Annotated in this window: 17 protein-coding genes; 5 read left to right on the forward strand and 12 right to left on the reverse strand. The window is 56.2% G+C overall.

What is annotated here, in order from left to right; all coding sequences use genetic code 11:
* Window positions 1-80: 80 nt before the first annotated feature.
* From L9H78_RS06715 to L9H78_RS06730, 4 genes are read right to left on the reverse strand one after another with little or no spacing between them, the layout of a single operon-like run.
* A complete protein-coding gene (locus L9H78_RS06715; RefSeq protein WP_249617374.1) occupies window positions 81-914 on the reverse strand; it encodes an ABC transporter ATP-binding protein in 834 nt (277 codons plus the stop codon).
* A gap of 5 nt (window positions 915-919) precedes the next feature.
* A complete protein-coding gene (locus L9H78_RS06720; RefSeq protein WP_249619625.1) occupies window positions 920-2,974 on the reverse strand; it encodes a dipeptide/oligopeptide/nickel ABC transporter permease/ATP-binding protein in 2,055 nt (684 codons plus the stop codon).
* The gene (locus L9H78_RS06725; protein ID WP_023019265.1) at window positions 2,974-3,939 is read right to left on the reverse strand and encodes an ABC transporter permease; all 966 of its coding nucleotides are present in this window, start codon (window positions 3,937-3,939) and stop codon (window positions 2,974-2,976) included. The genes L9H78_RS06720 and L9H78_RS06725 overlap by 1 nt, the downstream gene beginning before the upstream one ends.
* Before the next feature lie 11 nt (window positions 3,940-3,950).
* Complete coding sequence (locus L9H78_RS06730) at window positions 3,951-5,594, reverse strand: ABC transporter substrate-binding protein (protein ID WP_249617376.1); 1,644 nt, start codon at window positions 5,592-5,594, stop codon at window positions 3,951-3,953.
* A gap of 308 nt (window positions 5,595-5,902) precedes the next feature.
* On the opposite strand from L9H78_RS06730, the gene L9H78_RS06735 reads away from it, so the two are divergent.
* Window positions 5,903-6,604, forward strand: coding sequence for a FadR/GntR family transcriptional regulator (locus L9H78_RS06735; protein ID WP_249619626.1), 702 nt, complete (start codon window positions 5,903-5,905; stop codon window positions 6,602-6,604).
* Between the two features lie 45 nt (window positions 6,605-6,649).
* On the opposite strand, the gene L9H78_RS06740 is transcribed toward L9H78_RS06735, so the two are convergent.
* The 3 genes from L9H78_RS06740 to L9H78_RS06750 all read right to left on the reverse strand — a co-directional run bounded on the left by L9H78_RS06740 (window position 6,650) and on the right by L9H78_RS06750 (window position 9,382).
* Entirely contained in the window at window positions 6,650-7,381 is a 732-nt protein-coding gene (locus L9H78_RS06740; RefSeq protein WP_249617378.1) for an N-acetylmannosamine-6-phosphate 2-epimerase, read from the reverse strand.
* Window positions 7,382-7,451: 70 nt separating this feature from the next.
* Entirely contained in the window at window positions 7,452-8,438 is a 987-nt protein-coding gene (locus L9H78_RS06745) for an ROK family protein (protein ID WP_249619627.1), read from the reverse strand.
* Between the two features lie 2 nt (window positions 8,439-8,440).
* Window positions 8,441-9,382 carry a dihydrodipicolinate synthase family protein gene (locus L9H78_RS06750; protein ID WP_249618846.1) on the reverse strand — a complete coding sequence of 314 codons (942 nt, stop codon included), beginning with the start codon at window positions 9,380-9,382 and terminating at the stop codon, window positions 8,441-8,443.
* Window positions 9,383-9,532: 150 nt separating this feature from the next.
* Between L9H78_RS06750 and L9H78_RS06755 the strand changes: the two genes are divergently transcribed.
* The 4 genes from L9H78_RS06755 (at window position 9,533) to L9H78_RS06770 (ending at window position 15,375) form a co-directional block, all read left to right on the forward strand.
* Window positions 9,533-10,750, forward strand: a complete 1,218-nt coding sequence (locus tag L9H78_RS06755; RefSeq protein WP_249619628.1) for an N-acetylglucosamine-6-phosphate deacetylase — start codon at window positions 9,533-9,535, stop codon at window positions 10,748-10,750.
* Window positions 10,751-10,789: 39 nt separating this feature from the next.
* Window positions 10,790-11,563 (forward strand): glucosamine-6-phosphate deaminase, encoded by a 774-nt coding sequence (locus L9H78_RS06760; RefSeq protein WP_249619629.1) that lies wholly within the window; start codon window positions 10,790-10,792, stop codon window positions 11,561-11,563.
* A gap of 54 nt (window positions 11,564-11,617) precedes the next feature.
* Window positions 11,618-14,539, forward strand: coding sequence for an FAD-binding and (Fe-S)-binding domain-containing protein (locus L9H78_RS06765; protein WP_249619630.1), 2,922 nt, complete (start codon window positions 11,618-11,620; stop codon window positions 14,537-14,539).
* 152 nt (window positions 14,540-14,691) lie between these two features.
* Window positions 14,692-15,375, forward strand: a complete 684-nt coding sequence (locus tag L9H78_RS06770) for a hypothetical protein (protein WP_249619631.1) — start codon at window positions 14,692-14,694, stop codon at window positions 15,373-15,375.
* Window positions 15,376-15,431: 56 nt separating this feature from the next.
* Here the strand turns inward: L9H78_RS06770 and L9H78_RS06775 are convergent, their stop codons facing one another.
* The 5 genes from L9H78_RS06775 to dnaE all read right to left on the reverse strand — a co-directional run bounded on the left by L9H78_RS06775 (window position 15,432) and on the right by dnaE (window position 21,710).
* Window positions 15,432-15,830 carry an RNA-binding S4 domain-containing protein gene (locus L9H78_RS06775; protein WP_023019256.1) on the reverse strand — a complete coding sequence of 133 codons (399 nt, stop codon included), beginning with the start codon at window positions 15,828-15,830 and terminating at the stop codon, window positions 15,432-15,434.
* An 8-nt stretch (window positions 15,831-15,838) separates the two neighbouring features.
* A complete protein-coding gene (locus L9H78_RS06780) occupies window positions 15,839-16,075 on the reverse strand; it encodes a hypothetical protein (protein WP_023019255.1) in 237 nt (78 codons plus the stop codon).
* A gap of 6 nt (window positions 16,076-16,081) precedes the next feature.
* The gene (locus L9H78_RS06785; RefSeq protein WP_249619632.1) at window positions 16,082-16,729 is read right to left on the reverse strand and encodes an IMPACT family protein; all 648 of its coding nucleotides are present in this window, start codon (window positions 16,727-16,729) and stop codon (window positions 16,082-16,084) included.
* Window positions 16,730-16,742: 13 nt separating this feature from the next.
* Window positions 16,743-18,044: a threonine ammonia-lyase IlvA gene (gene ilvA, locus L9H78_RS06790; RefSeq protein ID WP_249617385.1), complete on the reverse strand. Its 1,302-nt coding sequence runs from the start codon at window positions 18,042-18,044 to the stop codon at window positions 16,743-16,745.
* Between the two features lie 87 nt (window positions 18,045-18,131).
* The gene (gene dnaE / locus L9H78_RS06795; RefSeq protein WP_249617386.1) at window positions 18,132-21,710 is read right to left on the reverse strand and encodes a DNA polymerase III subunit alpha; all 3,579 of its coding nucleotides are present in this window, start codon (window positions 21,708-21,710) and stop codon (window positions 18,132-18,134) included.
* Window positions 21,711-21,724: the final 14 nt, after the last annotated feature.

Below are 21,724 nucleotides of genomic sequence, written 5' to 3' on the forward strand. Positions count from 1 at the left end.
GTTCCTTTATGAACCCAAAAAGTGTTAACTATCACTCATTTTTCGCACAAAACCCACAGAGTCTGCTGGGATTTTCCAGGCTATTCCCCTAGTAGCGACGGCACGGCGCTTAGCAACTCGCGCGTGTATTCATGCTGCGGGTTACCGAAAATCTCCTCTGTAGTGTTTTCTTCCACGATTTCCCCACCGAGCATCACGCAAATCCGGTCGGATACGTAACGCACAGTGTTGATATCGTGGGAAATGAACACCAAGCCCAAGCCCATTTCACGTTTGAGGTCCAATAACAGGTTAAGCACCTGCGCACGCACGGAAACATCAAGCGCGGACGTCGGCTCATCTGCGATGATGACATCCGGTTCCAATACCAGTGCACGGGCAATCGCGACGCGCTGGCGCTGGCCACCGGATATCTGCCGCGGTAACACGTTGAGTGCTGACTGCGGCAAGCCAACTAGTGACAACAGCTCACGGACACGACTGAGACGATCACTATGCGAGCCCACCCCATGCACATTCAACGGATCCAGCAATTGCTGCTGCACGCTCATACGTGGATTCAATGAGGTTGCTGGATCCTGAAAAACCACAGAAACTGATTTTCCCATTTGTTTGCGTGCAGACCTCCCCCAACCCAACTGCTCGCCTTTAAACAGCACCTCGCCAGAGGTAGGTTTCTGCAGCCCCACCATGACTTTGGCCAGGGTAGACTTACCGCAGCCAGATTCGCCGACAATGCCGACAATATCGTTGCGGTAGATCTGGAAGTTAATGCCTTTATTCGCTTGCACCTTATTCGGGCTAAACAGACTACCGGTGCGGGTTTTGAACACCACGCTGGTATCCCGCAGCTCCAACACCGGCTGGCCTAGATCTGATTTCTTAGCCGACAGGCTTTTATCCAATTCGGTCATGGCGACTAGCCTTCCTGCTTCGAACTATCAGCTGCCGCGTTAGCGCCACGGCGAACTGCCTCTAGCTCATCGGTGCTCGCATAATAGTGGGTAGAGGTTGCTTCATCGCCGAGCAAACGCAGCGTTGGTTTCTCCTCCAACCCCAGCTCTGGGTATGACGAGCGCGGCGCGAAACGATCCCCGTTGACGAATTCCGTCGGCGACGGCACTGTGCCTGGGATCTGGTACAAACGCTGTGCGTTAGCTTCGACGGACAGCACCGCACCGAGCAACCCGCGGGTATATTCATGCGTCGGGTTACCCAAGATCTCAGAAGTCGCGCCCTGCTCAACCACCTGTCCGGCGTACATCACGGTGATTTTATCCGCCATGCGCGCGACCAAAGCAAGGTCATGGGAGACAAAGATCATCGCGAAACCAAGTTTCTTTTGCAGATCATTAAGCAGTTCGACGACTTGCTTTTGCACCGTCACATCCAGTGCAGTAGTCGGTTCATCGGCAATCAACAAGCGCGGGTTCCGTGTCAGCGCCATTGCAATCAGCACGCGTTGACGCTGACCTCCCGAAAGCTCATGCGGGTAGGACTTCAGCGTGCGATCTGGATCCAAACCAACCAGTTCTAGAAGTTCCCTAGCTCCGCGCTTTCCGCCTCGCTTAATCAATTGCGCCATCTGCGCCTTGATCAGCATTGAGGGATTCAGTGAGGACAAAGCATCCTGATAAATCATGGCGATTTCGTGTCCGCGCAATACGTTGTGCTGTTTTTCGCTCAGCTCCAGCACGTTCTTGCCGTCGTAAAGCACTTCGCCGGTTTTCACCGCCGAATCCGGCAACAAGCCCATGATGGACATGGCCGAAATGGACTTGCCACAGCCAGACTCACCCACCAATCCCAGGGTTTCTCCGGGGGCGACGGAAAAGTTTACGCCGTCGATAATATCGACCGACCCATGCGCATCCGGAAAGCTAATGCGGAGATTTTTGACTTCCAGCAGCGGGGTTTTCTTTGCAGAAGCCCCGGCCTCTGCCTTCCCAGCTTCGCGTCGTTGAGTCACCATGGACGAACCACGCAGAGCATTCAGCGATTGTTCCAGCGCAGCCTGGGATTCCTCCCGGGAAGTCGCACCGAGAGTCTTCACAGCGGCAGCTTTCTCAGCTTGTTCGGCAGCTTTCGCATCATCGGCGATTGGTTTGCGTGCAGGCGGCGAAGCCAGTGCGTCGGTCATGCCCTCGGACATGATGTTCAAACACAACACGGTAATCAACAGCATCAAACCAGCGAAGAAAGTAGGCCACCAGGCACCGGTGAGCAAAATGCCCTGTCCATCGGACAGAATATTGCCCCACGATGGGTTCGGCGGCGCAACACCGGCGTTGATGAAGGACAACGAGGCTTCCAGCACAATTGCGTCAGCAACCAAAACAGTGGCAAAAACTAATACCGGTGCAATGCAGTTGCGCGCGACTTGTTTGAGCAAGATATGCGCCGTTGATGCACCCATGACCCGGGAGGCTGATACGTAGTCTTCACCGAACTGCCCCAAAACATTCGCACGAATGATACGGGACAGCTGCGGGGTATAAACGAAACCGATCGCGATGATCAAAATAGCTACGTTATTACCCCACACCGCAACGAAGACCGCGGCCAACGCGATGGCGGGAAAGGACATGACGATGTCCAAAATACGCATCAGAATTTCTGAAACTACTTTGTTCGATGTCGCAGCAATTGAGCCCAACACAGCCGCGGCCAGCAAAGCCAGCCCTGTTGCCAACAAACCAATGAGCAGCGAGGAACGTGCACCGTAAATGACCCGCGATAAAATGTCGCGACCAACAGAGTCCGTACCGAATAAGTGCTCACCGGACGGTGCCTGAATCGGAGTTCCCGTAGACAATGGATCATGCGGTGCGATAAGCGGCGCAAAGACAGCGGCCAGCACCACGAAGCCGAGAACCACCATGGAAATCTTTGATTTCAACGGCAGGTTTTTCAGCCCAGTAAATCGTGCGCCAGCTTTATTCTCCAGCTTTTGCGTGGTTTTTGCTCGTAGCATTAGATGCTCCTAATCCGTGGATTCACCAGCACGTAGAGAATATCGACGATGATGTTGATAACGATGAACGCGATCGCGACCACCAATGTCACGCCTTGGACCAAGTAAACGTCGTTACGCACGACACCATCGAGAATTAGCTGACCCATCGCCTGGATATTAAAGATGATCTCGATGACGGCCGCACCACCCATGAGGTAGCCCACACGAAGACCAAGCACTGTAATTGGGGTAATCAGAGCGTTGCGCAAGACGTTTCGTCCGATGACGGTGCCACGCGGCACACCTGCACCGATGGCCATGCGGACGTAATCTTTGTCGAGTTCTTCCACCATCGAGGTACGCACAACACGGGTTAACGAACCCGCCACCGGCACAGCGAGTGCCACGGCAGGGAGGAAAATGTTATTCGCCCAGGTCGCAGGATCTTGGCTAAACGGCACCCACCGAGCCACGACAGCTGGGAACGCTCCCCAACCACCAGGAATGGTTCCCAGCCACTGGATCAGCAGAATAGCCAACCAGAACGACGGGGTCGCTAACGCGGCAATAGAGAGCACACGAATAACCTGGTCTACCCATTTTTCGCGGTAGATAGCAGCTAAAACACCCAAGATCACGGAGACGATGACCGCTAACAGCAACCCTGTAAAAGTTAGCTGCAGCGTGATGGGAAACGCGTGCGCGATGCGCTCGGTAACCGGCACGCCGCCGGATGACAAGCCCAGGTCGCCTTGCACCATGTTGACCAAAAACTGGCCATAGCGCACGAGTAATGGATCATTCAGACCGTGTTCTTCGCGGTAAGCCTCCAGGGCAGCGGGCGAAGCAGTCTCGCCGAGGGCGAGGCGTGCCGGGTCCGCTGGCGAGAACGACATGATGAAAAACACCAGGAACGTTACGCCCAGGACCATGATCGGCAGCGCCAGCAGCCTGCGTCCGACGAGGCGGATCAGATTAGACATTCAGTCTTGCCTTATTTTTCGGTGGTTCCTGCACCCAAGAAGTACAGTCCGGTGACCGGAATTGGCGCAAAGTCAACGAGGGTGTTGTTATCCCAAGCGCTTGGCGACTTCCGGTGGAACAGTGGGTACAGCGGAACCTCATCGGAAAGCACGTCGAAGGTTTCGTTCCAGATTTCTTGCTGCTTAGCCTCATCGGTTTCTTGCAGGCCTTTATCCAGCAAGTCCTGGATCTTCTCGTAGCCTTCGTCATTCCAGTGCATACGAGTCTGGGTCCAGGTGTCGTTGCCGTACCACCAGCGCATCAGCAAGTTTGGATCGTTGCCGAAGACCGATGGGTCGCCTGGGGCCAGAACCACGTCGTAAGCTTCGGGCTTACCGTCGATGGTGTTGTAGACATCGGAGGATTTCTTCTCCGTGAATTCAACTTCTACGCCAGCTTCTTTCAGGCTTTCCTGCACGATCGGCGAGACCAGCTTTACCCAGTCGTGGTCGGTAGCCAACAGACGAAGCTTAGACACGCCAGCTTTTTCGAACAGTTCTTTCGCCTTGGCCGTGTCGTGTTCATAGACGTTAGCGGCTTCATGGAAGTTCGGGTGCTCAGTATCCAAGAAGGACTTCGCGGCGGTGGCCTGCCCCTGCATCGCGTTTTCGATGACCTTGTCCATATCAATCGCGTACAAGAATGCCTGGCGAGCGTCCTTGTTCGAGAATTGGTTCGACGGATCGTTGTTGAACATGGAGAACAACAGGCCGAATCCCTGCTCGGATTCAAGCTCGTTGGTGGCAGCAACCGTATCTACGTTCAGATATGGCACGGCGTCAATCGCCTGTACTTGCTGGGATTGCAAGGCGTTAATGCGCGTCGAGGCATCCGGAATGATGTCCCATTCCATCTTCGCGGAACGTGCCGGACGATCACCATTATAGTGCTCGTTGCGTTCAAACTTGATGGTGTTCGTGGCGCCACCGTTGTCGGTCATAACGTATGGGCCAGAACCAACCGGGTTGTTATCGAAAGCCTTTGGATCTTCCTCTACCACATCCTTCGGCACAATCTTTACCGTCGACAAGCGCTCGGCCAAGACGCCAGTTGGGTGCTTCAGCGTGAATTTCACGCTAGTATCGTCCACTTTTTCTACCGAGTCGATGAAGTCAATGAACGAAGCGTAGAGCGACTCATTGGATTCATCCATAACGCGCTCAAAGGAGTAAACGACGTCGTCGGCTGTAATATCCGAACCGTTGGAGAATTTCGCGCCTTCACGTAGCTGCACGGTAGCTTCGGTGCTATCGCCAGAATCAGGCAACTCCGAGGCCAGTGCTGCATAGGTGGTGCCGTCGGTCTGGTCTAGTTCGGTCAGACCTTCCAGGGTGTGCCAGTTAGCAGCCACAGTCAGTGCAGCGGTGGTGGTCATTGGGTCATAACCATTGGTGCCGAGCTCATAGGAAATAGCGGCCCGGATGGTGCCTTCTTCGTTGACCTCGCCAGAGGCTGCAGAATCAGAAGAATCAGAAGCGCTAGAGCCATTCGTGTTGGTGTCTTGCGCACCATTGGACGAGCTGTTGTCAGGAGCACACGCGGCAAGCGCAATGCTCATACTGGCCGCGGCAGCAACCAGGCCAATCCGGCGGATAATGGAGATATTCATAGACATGTGGTCTTGATCCTTCCTTGTCAGGCCTGCTCACCCGGTGCACGGTGCGCCCCGGCGATTACGTGACATGTCACGTTGCGACCCAATGGTGTGAATGTGATCATATAATATGTCAGACATCTGACTTCCGACAAGCAAGCTGGCACTAAACTTGCCATACAAAGCAGTCACAATTGCCATTTTCCAAGGTCAACAACTATCGTTGCCAGCCGACCGGGGGTAACCGCCCCCAACACTTCCCCCAACAAGACTGCCACCGCCAAAGGCCCCATCCCCCAAATTTTCAGCCCGGCCCGAAAGGACCACTTGTGAGCCAACGCACTAATGCCGCAACACTCGCCGCCAACGGGATCACCGAATACATCAAACGCAACCAGCTGCACCCAGGCGACCCTTTGCCCACAGAAGCCAATTTGTGTGAGGCGCTTAATCTTTCTCGCTCCTCTGTCCGCGAGGCAGTACGCACGCTGTCCAGCTTGGACATCGTGGAGGTACGCCACGGACACGGCACTTTTGTGGGCTCGCTTTCTCTTTCCCCCTTAATCCAAGGCCTGGTTCTGCGCACCACCATTGATTCCGAAAATTCTTTCCAACATCTACGCGATGTGGTGGAAGTGCGTATCGGTCTTGATTTATCCATGGCCGGTGAATTGTGCGCAGCCTTTACTGCCGACGACGCCACCCACCTATTGGAATTGGTGCAGGCCATGCACGAAAAACACTCGGCCGGACAATCTTTTGCGGAAGAGGACCACGCCTACCACCGTCGTCTGCATTCGTTGATTGCCAATAATCTGATCCGAGAGCTCTCCGATGCTTTTTGGCAGATTCACATGGACGTATTGCCATTAATGGAAGTGCAGATGCCCGGTGACATTGAAAAAACCATCGAGGCCCACGCGGCGATAGTGCACGCTTTAGAAGCCGGTGACGCGCAACTCTACCGTGAAAAAGTACTTGCGCATTACGCCCCTTTGCAGCGCGCGATCGCCGCAGTGCAAGCACGCTAATGGGGACGGTGGCCACCTGCACGGAGGCCACCTGGCAGGCGAAAACTAATCTAGCTCCCGCAAGGGGGCAGAAAATGCCGCGGTAATCCAGCCCGGATCGGTAATCGCGGTTCCGGCAATGATCGCATCAGCGCCGTGCTCAATACCTTGCGCGACTGCCGCTGGGCTATGGAACCGCCCTTCCCCAATCACGAATGCATCTGCCCCCACCAGTGCACGCCCTTGTTCGAGGCAGGCGAAATCCGGCCCCGCAGTCTTCTCCCGGTGTTCGGTGTAACCAGCCAGCGTCGTCGAGATGATATCCGCACCATCGCTATGTGCCGCCGCCATTTCTTCTGGGGTCGCGCAATCAGCCATAATCACCGCGCCCAGTTCGTGGGCCAATTCCACCAACTCAGCAAAACTGGAACCGTCAGGACGCTCACGCAAGGTGGCATCCGCGCAGACCACCGCTGCCCCCGCAGCAACCACATTGCGCACAGACTCACGCGTTGGCGTGATGTAGACGCCGGTATCGCCTTCTTTGGTCAAGCCAAACACCGGCACGTCGACTGCACTGGCGATAGACGCAATATCTTCTACCCCACCATATCCACCGCAGCGAATCGCTGGTGCTCCGCCATCGACGCAGGCGCGCGCCACGTGAGTCAGCGTATGAGTATCGCGCATCGCATGCCCATCAGGAGCTTGTACCGAAACCACGAGTTTGCCACGCACGGCGGTGATGATTTCTTGCCGACGACCGGCGATATCACTGGCCTGAAAATTAAAAGGCATAGCTTTTGCGCCCTTTCTGATGTGAGGTGTTTAGGTCTGTGGGGTAACTGAGCGGTGTTTCTCATTACAACTATTCCGCATACTCGCGAGCATAAGCAGCTGCACCCACCAATGGTGCGAGTCTGCCCAGCTCAGAATCCACGATTGGTAGTCGTTGCGCAGAATCCACCGTCCATTGTGCAAACCCAGCGCGCAGCGCACCTAGAATCGGTTCACCGAGCCCACCAACCCCGCCGCCGATGATGATGCCATCGATATCGAGCGCAAAAGCGAGCCCGGCCAGCGCACGCCCAAAACCGCGCATATTGCCATCAATCACATCAAATGCCAGGCGATCTCCGGCATGGTAGCGCTTCATGATCTCTGGAAGGCTCAGGTCATCGGGTCCGGCAGGGTGGTCCCAAGCGATACGTCCGGCATAGTCTGCATCAGCCGCGAGCACGTTGTAATAGCGCGCTAGAGAGTTTCCGGAGCAAGTGTTTTCTACCCTTTCGGCCATGCCGCGCAGATCTGCCACGAGTAACTCCGAAAATTCACCGGTGGAACCGGAGGTTCCGGTTTGTAATTCTCCGTTGTCGACGATGGCTCCGCCGACGCCTGTGCCCAGCGAAAGATAGATCACGCGCCCAGTAATACCGCGTCCGGCACCGAAGTTGTGTTCACCGAACGCCCAAATGCGCACGTCGTTGTGACATGCTACGGGCACATTCGTGTGACGCGCGATAATGTCTTCGATGATGGTTCCTTGCCAACCAGGAACCGTGGGGCCGGAACGGAGTATGGTTCCACTCGGCCCGCGAACAATGCCCGGCGCGCCGACGCCGATGCGGTCTGGCTCGATCCCCGCTTCACGTGCTGCTGCTAATGCGATGCCGACAGCTTTGTCGAACTCCGCTGCTAGCGAAGAACCTTGTGGTTGTGCAGGCACGGATCCGGCAGCAATCGTTTCAGTTGGGCTGTTGTCGTGGACGATGCCGTAGGCGATTTTCGTACCACCGATATCGAAGCACAGAGTGCTCGGTGCGCTCTGTGTCGGGATGCTGTTTTGCACCTGCACCGTTACACACCGTGGCTGAATTCATCGACGATGGCTGCGACCCGCGCATGCTCGTCGTCGTTAAGCGGCATGTGCGTAGGTGCCATGCGTGGGGAAGCAAAGATACCCAGATGGTGCAGTGCAGATTTGAAACCACCCAGCCCTGCCGCCGAGCCGCCCATCCGCGAGCCATCGCCGACAAATGCTACGGCCATGAGCTTGTTGATGCGTTCTTGGATTTCGACGGCTTGTTCCCAGTTTTTCGCCCGGCATGTCTCGTGCAGTTGTACGTAGGCGTAAGGGTCGACGTTGCCCAGGCCTGGCACGACGCCATCGCAGCCGCCCAAGTAGGCGTAGTCCACGGTCATTTCCGAGCCGGTGAGTACGACGAAGTTTTCCAGCTGGGCTGTCTTGCGTGCGGCAACAACGGCACGGGTGTAGTCATCCTTACCGCCCGAATCTTTGATGCCAGCCAGCACTCCTTCTTGGGCCAGACGAATCAGCATAGGAATCTCCAGCACCACGTTGACGGAGACCGGCAGGTTGTAGGCGAATAGCTTCAGGTCAGGTGCTGCAGCGTGTAGCTGGCGGAAGTGTTCTTCGATTTCGTTTGCGTGGGTGCGTACGTAAAACGGTGCGGTAGCTACCAGGGCGTCGACGCCTCGTTCGCGCGCATCAGCGACGTGTTCCAGGCAGCGTGGGGTGGTCATGTCGATGACGCCAGCAGCGACGGGCAGACGCCCAGCGTTTTGGTCGATGATGGTGTCCAGGACGACCTGCCGGTTTTCTCGGGTCAAAAAAGCGACCTCGGCGGAAGAGCCCAGCGCGAACAAACCATGAATGCCGGCTTTGATCATCCGCTCTACTTGTGCGCGAAGCGAATCCGTATCAATGGAAAAATCCTCATTAAACGGGGTGACGATTGGGGGCACGACGCCGTGAAATGGCGCGATGGATTCTGACATTTCTTCTGCTCCTGACAATCCAGACAATTGGTGCACAGTCTTTTCAGTAAACATCATACGTCTTATGTCTGCATGGGGTAGAATTCACAATTAAACGTTTCTCCGGTCAAAATCTCAACCGGTCACTAGCTAAAGAGAATACTCAGGAGAATGATGCCTCCCTCGCCCTCTCCCACAGCCACTGCCGCCGACCACGGCTTTCCGCGCCACCTGGAAGGTCGCCTTGTCACCGCACACGCTGTCTGGGATAACGCCCGCATTACTATCGATGAAGCCGGCGTCGTCAGCACTGTCGAACAAACACCGGGCATTGGCGACATCACCTGGGTGCCGGGCTTTGTCGATTTGCACAATCACGGCGGAAATTCCGGCGCTTTCCCTTCTGGAACCACCGAAGATTGCCGTCGCGCAGCACAGTACCACCGTGCACACGGCACCACGACATTGTTAGCCAGCTTGGTTTCTGCCACCAGCGACGAATTAGCCCAGCAAGCACACCGCCTCCACCCACTGGTGGGCGAAGGCCTGATTCACGGCATCCACATGGAAGGCCCGTTCGTCAATCCAGGTAAATGCGGTGCCCAAAACCCAGCCAAAATCATGCCTGGTAATCCTGACGTCTTCGCCCGCGTCATCGATGCCTCAAACAACACGGTCCGGTCAATCACCTTTGCGCCAGAAACCGATCACGTCGACGAACTGCTCCAGCTGTGCGCAAACCACAACATCATCGCCTCCCTGGGGCACACCAACGCGGACTACGCCACCACCTCTGCCGTAATAACGCGGGCTAGAGAACTCGGCGTAACCGTTACCGCCACCCACCTGTTTAATGCGATGCCTCCGATTCACCACCGCGAGCCTGGTGCGGCAGCCGCCTGTATCGCCGCCGCGCGACAAGGGCACGCGCACCTGGAAATCATCGGTGACGGAGTGCACTTAGCCGATGGAACCGTCGACATGATCATGGCCGGTGGTAATCCCTCTGCCTTTGCCATCAGCGACGCCATGGAAGCAGCCGGACTTGCCGACGGCAACTATCAGCTCGGCGGGCTTGACGTCACAGTCAACGCTGCAGTAGCCCGCCTGACCACCACAGATGGCAGCACCGGCAGCATTGCTGGTGGCACCACCACTTTGTTGGAACAGTTCACCCGCTTTGCCGCGCGCCACAGCCTGCCAGAAGCCGTGGCTTTTACTTCTAGCAATGCCCACGCGGTCCTGGGCCACCCCACAACTCTGCAAGACTCCACCCAGCCCAAAAACTCCACCAAGCCCGAAGACCCCACAGCGATCGTCGGCAAGCCAATCGACCTCGTCGGAATCGCCCCAAACAACACTATCCATGCGGTGCATTCAGCCCGCTGAATTTACTGCTCATAACGAAAGACTCCCAGGAACCCCATCATGGAAATACTCATTCGCGCCACCCCAGACGCTGTTGCCAAGCAAGCAGCTGACATCATCGCAGGCTATGCCCGGAGTGGCTCAGTGCTAGGCCTAGCAACCGGATCAACACCAATCGCGACCTACCAAGAACTCATCCGCCGACACCAACACGAAGGGCTAAGCTTCGCTGGCTGCAAAGTCTTCATGCTCGATGAATACTTGGGCCTCGATCCACAACACGAGCAATCCTATGCCCGCACTATCCGCCGCGAGTTCACCGAACACATCGACATCAACGATGCCGACGTCTTCTCCCCATCCGGCAACAGCGAAGACCCGCTAGCCGCCGCTGCCGCATACGAGCAGCACATCACCAGTGAACACGTCGCCATCCAACTCCTCGGCATCGGCACCAACGGCCACATTGGTTTTAACGAGCCCACATCGTCACTGAATTCTGTGACCCGAATGAAAACGCTGCACCCACAAACCATCCAAGACAACGCACGTTTTTTCGATGACGCCGAAGAAGTGCCCACCCACGTGCTTACCCAAGGTTTGGCGACTATCCGCCGCGCCGGGCACCTGTTGTTGGTTGCTACCGGCGCTAGCAAGGCAGCTGCCATCGCCGCGACTGTCGAAGGGCCACTGTCCGCGATGTGCCCGGCGTCCACATTGCAGCTACACCCGCACGCGACAGTGCTTGTCGACGAAGAAGCCGCCGCACAATTGACCTTCCGCGAGTATTACCAGTACGCCGACCAGAACAAGCCGGCGTTCCAGGGATATTAAAACCCAGCGTGATTGCGCACACATCACCGAACGTAACCATATAAGGTATGGGCTATGAAAAAACTCCTCACGCCCAATCCACAAAGCTACGGTCGACCGGAGAATTCGGCACCACAAAGCGATGCCGTGCCCACCTCCCACCTGCACGCCGATAAGCAACAGCTCGTCGACGATATGGGCGCGATCGTCGGCCCGGAAAACGTGCACGCACGCATCAGTGACATAGTCCGCTATGCCTCGGATGGTGGCCCGTACCGCTTGCTCCCGCAGGTCATCGTCGCACCCCGCAACACACAGGATCTCTCGCGCGTGATGCGCTATGCCACCGATCATGGCCGTAATATCACGTTCCGCTCTGCTGGCACCTCACTGAACGGCCAGGCACAGGGTGATGATCTACTGGTCGATCTGAAAACCCACTTCACCGGCATGGAAGTTCGCGAAGGCGGCAAGGTGTTGTGGTCGCGCCCAGGCGTGGTTCTCGGTGATGCCCAGGCGGTTCTCGGCCGCGATGGTTTCATGCTGGGGCCGGACCCAGGATCAACGTCGGTGTGCACCATCGGTGGTGTGCTCGCCAACAACGCCGGTGGCATGCGCTGTCGGCTGGAAAACGATAGTTATCACAGCATTCGCCAGGCGGAATTCGTGTTGCCATCCGGCACGATCGTGAACACGCGCGCCGGTGACGCGAAATTCCGCTCCCAGGAACCGGAACTGCACGCTGGTCTATTACAACTGCGTGACAAGATCCGCAGTGACGAGCAGTTGGTTACACACTTGCGGGAGAAGTTTTCTATCCGCAACACCAATGGACTGCGCTTGGACGCGTTCTTGGACGAAGAAGAACCAGTACGCATCCTGATGCGCTTGTTGGTCGGGTCCGAAGGTATTTTCGGCGCATTCACCGAATGTGAGCTTGCTACCGTCGCATTGCCGAAGAAGAAGGCTGTGGCCTGGGTGATGCTGCCGGACCTTTACCAGGCTGCGAATTACGTCGCCCCGTTGATGGAGACCGGCGCGTGGGCCTGCGAACTATTGGTGGCTCCGGTGCTGAAGAAATCCGTGGAGAATTTCGACCAAGCGCCTGCCGAGTGGGCGGATATTTCCGACGAGTCCGCTGCCCTGCTGTTGGAAGTCGGTGGCGCCAACGACGACGAACTGGCCGAAGCCATGGATCGAGTGAAAGATGTGCTTGCCGACGCCGACCTGGGCGCCGAACTAGAATTTCTCACCAGTGAGGCAGACATCCGCGGTGCCTGGGCCATCCGTAATGGGTTATTCGGTCTGTTGGGCGCCGACCGCCCGCAAGGGTCGGCGCTGATCACCGAGGACGTGTGTTTCCCACCGGCGCAGATCGGTGCAGCTGCTGCCGATTTGCTGCATTTACTCTCACGCTACGGTTACCCGGAAATGGTCATGGGCCATGCCGCCTTCGGTAACCTGCACTTCTTCCTCATCCCGGAATTTGATGATCCGAAAGAAAAGGAGAAATACGCCGAATTCCTGCGCGAGCTCGCGGATCTGGTCATCGATAAATACAACGGCTCGCTGAAAGCCGAGCACGGCACGGGCATCAACATGGCACCGTTCGTGCGCCAAGAATGGGGTGATGCCGCCTGGAATCTGATGTGGGAGGCCAAACAGCTGATCGATCCCACCGCGATGCTGGCCCCAGATGTGAAGCTAACCCACCGCACGGATAACCATCTGCATAACTTCAAATCTTTCCCACGCGTGGAAGCAGAGATCAACCCATGTGTGGAATGCGGCTTCTGCGAGCCAGTGTGTCCATCACGGCACGCAACAGTCACTCCACGCCAGCGCATCGTACTGCGCCGAGAGATGGCCCGGCAAGCTCCAGGGTCCCCGGTGTTGCAGCAGTTGCAGAAGGAATACCAGTACGATGCCGTCGATATGTGCGCTGCCGACGGCACCTGTGCCATCCCCTGTCCGATCAGTATTGATACCGGTGCAGTGATGAAAAACCTGCGCGCGCGACAAGTCACTCCGCGTGCAGAAAAAGTGGCGCTCACTACCGCAGAAAAATGGGATGTTGTAGAAAAACTCGCACGCGCTGGCATTATCAGTGCTAATAAGGTTGGAGAAAAAGCCGCTGGTTGGGCAGCAAACATGGCCCGCACGGTGATCAACCCAGACTTAGTGCCTGCGGTACCAGGCGCTTTGCCCCAGGCAGCTAGCCGTTTGCCCGCCACCGAACGAGCCGGTGCCAACGCGGTGTATTTCCCGGCATGTGTGAACCGAATTTTTGGGCGCCCGGCTGGCTCAGACCCAGATACCGTCGATTTGCCACGTGCCATGGTGGAGCTTGCCCGCCGCAGCGGCCAGTCGCTGTGGATTCCAGACGACGTCACCGGTTTCTGCTGCGGCACACCGTGGTCGTCGAAGGGGTACCAGGATGGTTTCAGCCACCAGGCGCATGCAATCGTGCACAAGTTCCACGAATGGTCCGATGGGGGCAGGTTGCCGATCATTATCGATGCCTCGAGCTGCACCCATGGCTTGCTTTCTGGTGTGCCCGAGGCGTTGGATGCCGAGACGAAGCAGCTCTACGACGCACTACACATCATCGACATCGTGGAATGGTTGCATAACGACGTCATCGACTACCTTCCTATCCATCACGACATGGGCACCATCGCGGTTCACCCGGCCTGTTCCACGCAACACATGGGCCAGACGGAGGCACTGGTAGCTGTGGCTAATCACGCTGGCCGAGCCAGCGTGCCGTTTGGTGCAATGTGTTGCGGTACCGCCGGTGACCGTGGCCTGTTGCACCCTGAATTGGTGGAATCCGCCACCCGAGAGGAACGCACGGGGCTGGATGCCCGGCGTTATGACGCGTTTGTATCCTCAAACCGCACGTGCGAGATGGGCTTGGATGTAGTCGCTGGCTATCAGTTCGATTCCGTTGCCGTACTGCTCGAAAAAGCTTCCCGTCCGGTGGTTACGCCGTAACTTTCTGTCGTTCTGGTGCTGGTACCAACCAGACTGCTTGACGACGCCGGAAAAGCAGGGAACCACCGCTGGCCTGCGACAGTCCAATGTTGCTGTAACCATGAAACGCAGATGCTGCCTAATTAACGCAGCAAGCCAGCGAAAGGATTCCCGTGACGGCACCAACTATTGCCCCAGCAGCACCTTTAACCACCACAACCGGTACCACTGAGACCGACACCACTACGGCCAGGACCCCACAAGCGCTAGCCAAATGCGTTCCTATTATGCGACCGGGCTCCTGGGTGGACCAACGCGGTTTAAGCGACGACGGATTCTGTGATTCCCTAGCCCACCTACCTTTGTCCCGCACCACTGCAGTGACACTCAGTGTCGATGATATAACCTTGAGCCACCGAGCGTTATCTGAATTCAACCTGCCGATGCGCCAGGCCTGGGATTTAGCCGCGGACAACGTCTTGCGAGCCGCCCACACACCGGAAGGCACCCAGTTCTGGACCCGCCCTGCCACCCGACTCTTAGGTGGCAGCGCCCCACCAGGGCTACAGCTTCGCTCCTCCCCTGTTCCAGCTACCAGCTGGTTGGCTCACCCGCTTTTACTGTCCGTGATGCACGACCACGTAGCACGGTTGTTAGGCAGCAGCGCTTTGATTTTCTTGGCTCCCAACACCGATACGCTGGTTGCGCTCACCGATTGCTCGATTTCTGCCGCAACTTCCTGGTTGCGGGTTGCAGCCGAACATACCCAGCCAGCATCGCAATTTTTCGGCTCCAGAGATTTGCTCTGCGCTTCACCACTGGTGGCAGCGCACGGATTTCCCACAGAGTTGTGCTGACTAGGTTTCGCCGATTAAGTTGTGCTGATTAACTTGTGCTCATTAAGTTGTGCTGATTAGCCTCGACGTTTCCCTGTGAATTTCTCCATCTCACGGCGGTCTTTTTTCGTCGGGCGCCCGGCACCTGGGTCCCGCTTAGGCACACTGGGCTGCAGCGGCTTCGGTGGAGCCGGCGGTGAATAATCGATATAACAATGCTCCGCAATCTTCGCGCCCACGCGTTTGGATACGGTCGCGTTAATCTCCAAACGGAATTCACGATCGTCTTTCCACACCGTGATCCGCAAACCTGGAACCACCGGTGTGGAGGGTTTAGCTACCTTGTCGCCGATCAGCACATGGCCTGCTTTCACAGCTTTGGTGGCTTCTGCCCGTGTTTTAAAAAAGCGTGTCGACCACAGCCAGGCATCAATACGCACTGGTGCCGCCGAGGGTTCATTCGCCTTCGCAGTCATAAAAAACTCTAGTAATGGTCCTTATGGTTAACGATCTTGCGCACCTTGTTGTAGTTGTACACGCCACCGACCACGGCAACGATAAAGCCCAAAATCAACCAGAATGACGAGCTAGAAAACAAGAACGCGAACAATACGCCACCACCAATTCCGGCACCGACGCTAATCAGTCCATTCTTGGAGTACTTGCGTACAGCCGCCTTGCGCCTGTCGATAGGGTTATGCGAAGTTGGTTGCATGCTCATGGGCGTCTAGTCTACCGGCTTTTCCACCCACGCCGTACCAGCTTCAACTAGCTGCGCCGTCCCAGAAGTAAGTGCAGCTAATTGCGATTCAAGCAGCTCCACCGCGTCGGGATCCACCGCCAAGGTGTAGGTGACATCCGCTCCGTACTGGGTATCTGTGATCGTGATGTTTTTCGCACGCAGCTCGGCTTCGTATTTCTGTGCCGCAGCATGCGAGAAACTCACCTCATACAAATTACGCATGCACCGCAACCGGCGCTGTACCTGCGCTAAAGCATCCCCTGCCGTCTGCGAATACGCATGCACCAAGCCACCCGCGCCCAGTTTGATACCACCAAAATAACGCACTACCACGCACGCAAGATCCTGCATTCCGGAGCCATTCAGCACATCCAATATCGGTTTGCCTGCAGTTCCACCCGGCTCACCATCATCGGAAGAACGCTCCACGGGGTTAGCCTGATCCACCCGGTAAACATATGCCGAGCAGTGATGCCGTGCATCGGGAAATTCTGCACGCACCCGATCAATAAACCCGCGTGCTTGTTCATCGTCGGACACGCGCTCGATGATTCCAATGAACCGCGAGCGTTTTATCTCAATCTCTGCACGAAACGATTCGCCCGCCGCAGGCAGTTGGTAACAATGCTCCATTCCTCGCTCAGTTCTACTTCACCAGATAGTCATATTCCGGAGTTCCCGGCAACAAACGCTGACATTCAATCGACGACGCAGCCATACGCTCAAGCAAAGGATCTAAGTCTGTAGCCGAACCCAATTCCAAGCCCACTAGTGCGGCCCCGGTTTCCCGGTTGTTTCGCTTGAGATATTCGAACAGCGTGATGTCATCGTCTGGGCCTAATATTTCCATCAGGAAATGGCGCAGCTGGCCTGGTTCTTGCAAGAAATTCACCAGGAAATAGTGTTTCAGGCCACGATCAACCAAGCTGCGTTCCATGATTTCTGCATAACGCAGCACATCGTTGTTGCCACCAGAAATAATGCACACCACTACTGAACCCGGCGCGATATCTATTTTTTCCAGGGCAGCCACTGAAAGTGCACCTGCGGGTTCAGCGATGATGCCTTCGTCTTGGTAAAGGCTCAGCTGAGCAGTGCATACAGCGCCTTCGGCTACCTGCAGGTTCTGGATGCGTTCCCGGTTGGCATTGATGATGTGAAACGGTTTGGCTCCGATGCGTTTGACCGCGGCTCCGTCGACGAAAGCATCCACAGTCTCCAGAGTCACCGGCTCACCGGCTTTCAGCGCAGCATCGAGCGAGGCTGCACCGAGTGGTTCTGCAGCCACCAGAGCAGCGTTTGGTGCCATGTCTGCAAAATAACTTGTGATGCCTGACAACAGACCACCGCCACCGACGGGAACCACAACAGTATCCAAGCTGTGTCCGCGCGCGGATAACTGCGACAGAATCTCAGCGGCTACGGTGCCTTGGCCGACGATGGTATCGCGAGCATCGAAAGGTTCGATAACGGTCGATCCGTGCTTCGTTGCTTCTTCCCGGGCGGCAGCTGCAGCCTCGTCGAAGTTGGAACCGGTGACCACGAGTTCGATGGCATCTCCGCCGTGGACTTTGATGCGGTTACGTTTTTGTTTCGGGGTTTTCGTCGGCACAAAAATCCGACCTTTGATGCCCATGGTGCGGCAAGCATAAGCCACACCCTGTGCGTGGTTGCCCGCCGAAGCAGCGACAATTCCAGCTTCACGTTCTTCTTGGCTGAGTTTCGCGATGGAATAGTACGCTCCACGAATTTTATAGGAGCGGACGTCTTGCAGGTCCTCGCGTTTCAAGAAGATTTCTGCACCGGTTTCCTGGGAAAGCCGAGGGCAATACTGCAATGGGGTAGGCGCAATTACACTAGAAATTCGCGACTGCGCAAGCTGAATATCGGCGGCCCGTACGGGCTCGAAATTGTCTGGGGACGCTGGCGCAGTCTGCGGGGTAGTCATAGCAACTCATTGTAACCACCCCAGTGCAGATCACATAGCTAGCTATCACGGATAATTCCCAAAAAACTTATCCGCCTTCATGCTGGCTTAGGTCTGCGCCATGACGATGCCCGGCCCCATCGTGGCTTTCAGGTCGCCCATCAAGCTATTCGAACGATCAACCGTCAGATGATCACCGAGCACGAGTACTTCTTCAGCCTCGCCGTGGCTAAGGGTTAGGTAGACTTCCGTATCCCCTGGGTGGTCCAACAACACGGATTTCAGCGCGGCGATGGCTTCCATCGAGCACTGTTGCGTCGTCAAGTGCAAACGCAACGGCAGCCCTGCTCCCCCGCCACGCCCTAACTCGGGAACGCGCATGTCACTACCAATAACCTTCTGATCGCCGTCACCCCAGACTTGGATCTGGGCTTTGAACAGCACGATATTATCTTCCACAATATCTTCGGCCACCAGCGAATAAGCCTTACTGAACACCCACACGTCGACCTGCGCACCATGATGGTCCTCAATGGTGACGATCGCCCACGGCGAACCATCCTTTTTGGAAAAACGCCGGTCTACGTTCGAAATAATGCCGCCGATCACCACGTTTTGCTTCGGCTTTAACTCACCTGAAACCACCGTCGTCAGTGCGGTATCGATATACGAAGCCAACGCTTGTTCGTATCCGTCCAGTGGGTGGCCAGAAACATACAGTCCGAGCATTTCGCGTTCAAGAGCCAATTCGTGTTTCCGCTCCCAGGATTCATCCGGAACAGTGATGGTGAATGCGTTTTGTTCGGAATCATCACCGCCCATGCCGGCAAACAAGTCGAATTGGCCCTTATCCGCGGCCTTCTTCGTTGATTGCACCGAGTCGACGGCATCTTCTTGGATCAGCATCAGACCCTTGCGCGGATGCCCCAGCGAATCGAAAGCGCCGGCTTTAATCAAGGCTTCCGTAATCCGCTTTGAGCACGGCAGCAATTCGATCTTGTCTAGGTAATCGCCGAACGAACGGTAGGCACCTTTTTGCTTGCGCGTTTTAATAATCGAATTGACTACTTCAGTACCGACGTTGCGCACAGCCCCCATGCCGTAACGAATGTCTTTGCCGACAGCCATGAACTCGACATCCGACTCGTTGACATCTGGCGGCATCACCTTGATGCCCAGGTGCCGGCAGTCAGCCAGATAGATCGCAGACTTATCTTTTTTATCTCCCACCGAGGTCAGCAAGGCTGCCATATATTCCGCGGTGTAATAGGCCTTCAGATACCCAGTCCAGAAAGACACCAGCCCGTACCCCGCCGCGTGCGATTTGTTGAACGCATAGGACGCGAACGGCTCGATAACGCCCCACAAGGTATCGCAAGCTTCCTTGGAATAGCCGTTTTCTGCCATGCCCGCAGAGAACTTCTCGTATTGCTGGGCCAGCACTTCCGGTTTCTTCTTACCCATGGCTTTTCGGAAACCATCCGCCTCACCAGCGGTATAGTTCGCAAGCTTCTGCGAAATACGCATGATCTGCTCCTGGTACACAATCAGACCGTAGGTTTCCGCCAGGATCTCTTCCAAAGGCTCCGCCAGCTCCGGGTGGATCGGGGTAATCGGTTTCCGTCCGTTTTTCCGGTCGGCATAATCCAGGTGGGCATTCACACCCATTGGGCCTGGCCGATACAGCGCAAGCGCGGCGACGATGTCTTTGAACCCAGTCGGGTTCATGCGTTTCAGCAGCTCCTGCATACCCGTGGAGTCCAGCTGGAACACACCCAAGGTTTCGCCACGCGACAACAACCGGTACACCTCGGAAACCGATTCGTCGTCAGGCATGAGTGTTTCCAGATCAATTTCTTCGCCGCGGTTTTGCCGGATATTGCGTAACGCATCACCGATCACCGTCAGGTTACGCAGGCCCAGAAAGTCCATCTTCAGCAGGCCGATGGCCTCACAAGCCGGGTAATCCCAGCCGGTAATGATCGCACCGTCCGCGTTGCGTTTCCACATCGGAATGTGTTCCATCAGCGGCACCGAAGCCATAATCACCGCACAGGCATGCACGCCCGGTTGGCGCACCACGCCTTCCAAACCGCGGGCGGTGTCGTAAATCTTTTTCACGTCCGGGTCGGATTCAATGAGGTTACGTACCTCGGTGGCCTCGGAATAGCGCTCGTGCTCCGGGTCCATGATTCCCGACAGCGGAATGTCTTTGGCCATAATCGGCGCTGGCAGCGCGCCATTGATGCGGTCGGCCATCTGGAAACCGGGTTGGCCGAAATGCACCTTCGCCGCATCCTTAATCGCCTGCTTGGTTTTCACCGTGCCGAAGGTGATCACCTGCGCGATCTTGTCCTCGCCCCAGCGTTCTGCGGCATAGGTGATCATTTCACCACGCCGACGGTCGTCGAAGTCAATATCGATATCAGGTGCCGACGGGCGTTCTGGGTTCAAGAAACGCTCGAACAACAGGCCGTGCTCAATCGGGTCGATATTGGTAATCGTCAACGCATACGCCACCAGTGCACCCGCGGCTGATCCACGACCCGGACCGACCCAAATGCCCACCGAACGAGCATATTTAATGATCTCCGCGACGATCAGAAAGTACGACGGATACCCTTTGCCGTCAATGACCTCGATTTCGTATTCCGCACGCTCGATATATTCGCGGGGAACTTCCTGGCCGGGGAAACGTTCTGCCAGGCCCTCCATCACCTCGTGGTGCAGCCACGTCGTCGGCGTATACCCCTCTGGCACATCCGCAACCGGCATGCGATCATGCGAGTGTTCTTCCCACATGGAGGAATAATCACCGACGCGCTCGGCAATCCATAACGTGTTATCGCAACCATCGGGAACCATGTGATCCCAGCTCTCACGCATTTCCGCCGCGGATTTGATGTAGTAGCCGTCGCCATCAAACTTAAAGCGATCCGGGTCCTGGAACGTCTTGCCGGTCTGCACACACAGCATCGCCTCGTGGGCTTTCGCCTGCGATTGCAACACGTAATGGCAGTCGTTGGTCACCAGCGGCGGCAAATCCAAACGCTTGCCGATCTCTAGCAATTGATCTCTGGTGCGCTTTTCGATGTCCAGCCCATGGTCCATCAACTCCAGGAAATAATTTTCCTTGCCGTAGATGTCTTGCCACATGGCTGCGGCTTCTAAAGCCTGGTTGAATTGCCCCAACCGCAGACGCGTCTGTACGTCTCCCGACGGACAGCCAGTAGTTGCGATGATGCCGTCGGCGTGCTCGGCGATCAGCTCAGCGTCCATACGCGGCCATTTACCAAGCTGGCCTTCGTAGGATGCCAGCGATGAAAGCTTAAACAGATTTTTCAAACCCGTAGCATTTTCCGCGAGCATCGTCTGGTGCAAGTACGCGCCCGAGGCCGAGACGTCGTCACGCTTTTGATCCGGGGTTCCCCAACGCACGCGGTTTTTATTGAAGCGAGATTCCGGGGCCATGTAGGCCTCGATACCAATGATCGGCTTTATGCCTTTCGACGTCATGCGACGATAAAACGCATCCGCACCAAACATATTGCCGTGGTCAGTCATGCCGACGGCGGGCATTTCTTGCCGGTTCACCTCTTCCGAAAGCAGATCCACCTTGGCCATACCATCCAACATGGAAAATTCGGTGTGGTTATGCAGATGAACGAAAGAGGATTTTTTAGCCATGGAGTTATTCTAAC

The sequence above is a fragment of the Corynebacterium pseudodiphtheriticum genome (assembly GCF_023509295.1).
Lineage (GTDB): Bacteria > Actinomycetota > Actinomycetes > Mycobacteriales > Mycobacteriaceae > Corynebacterium > Corynebacterium pseudodiphtheriticum.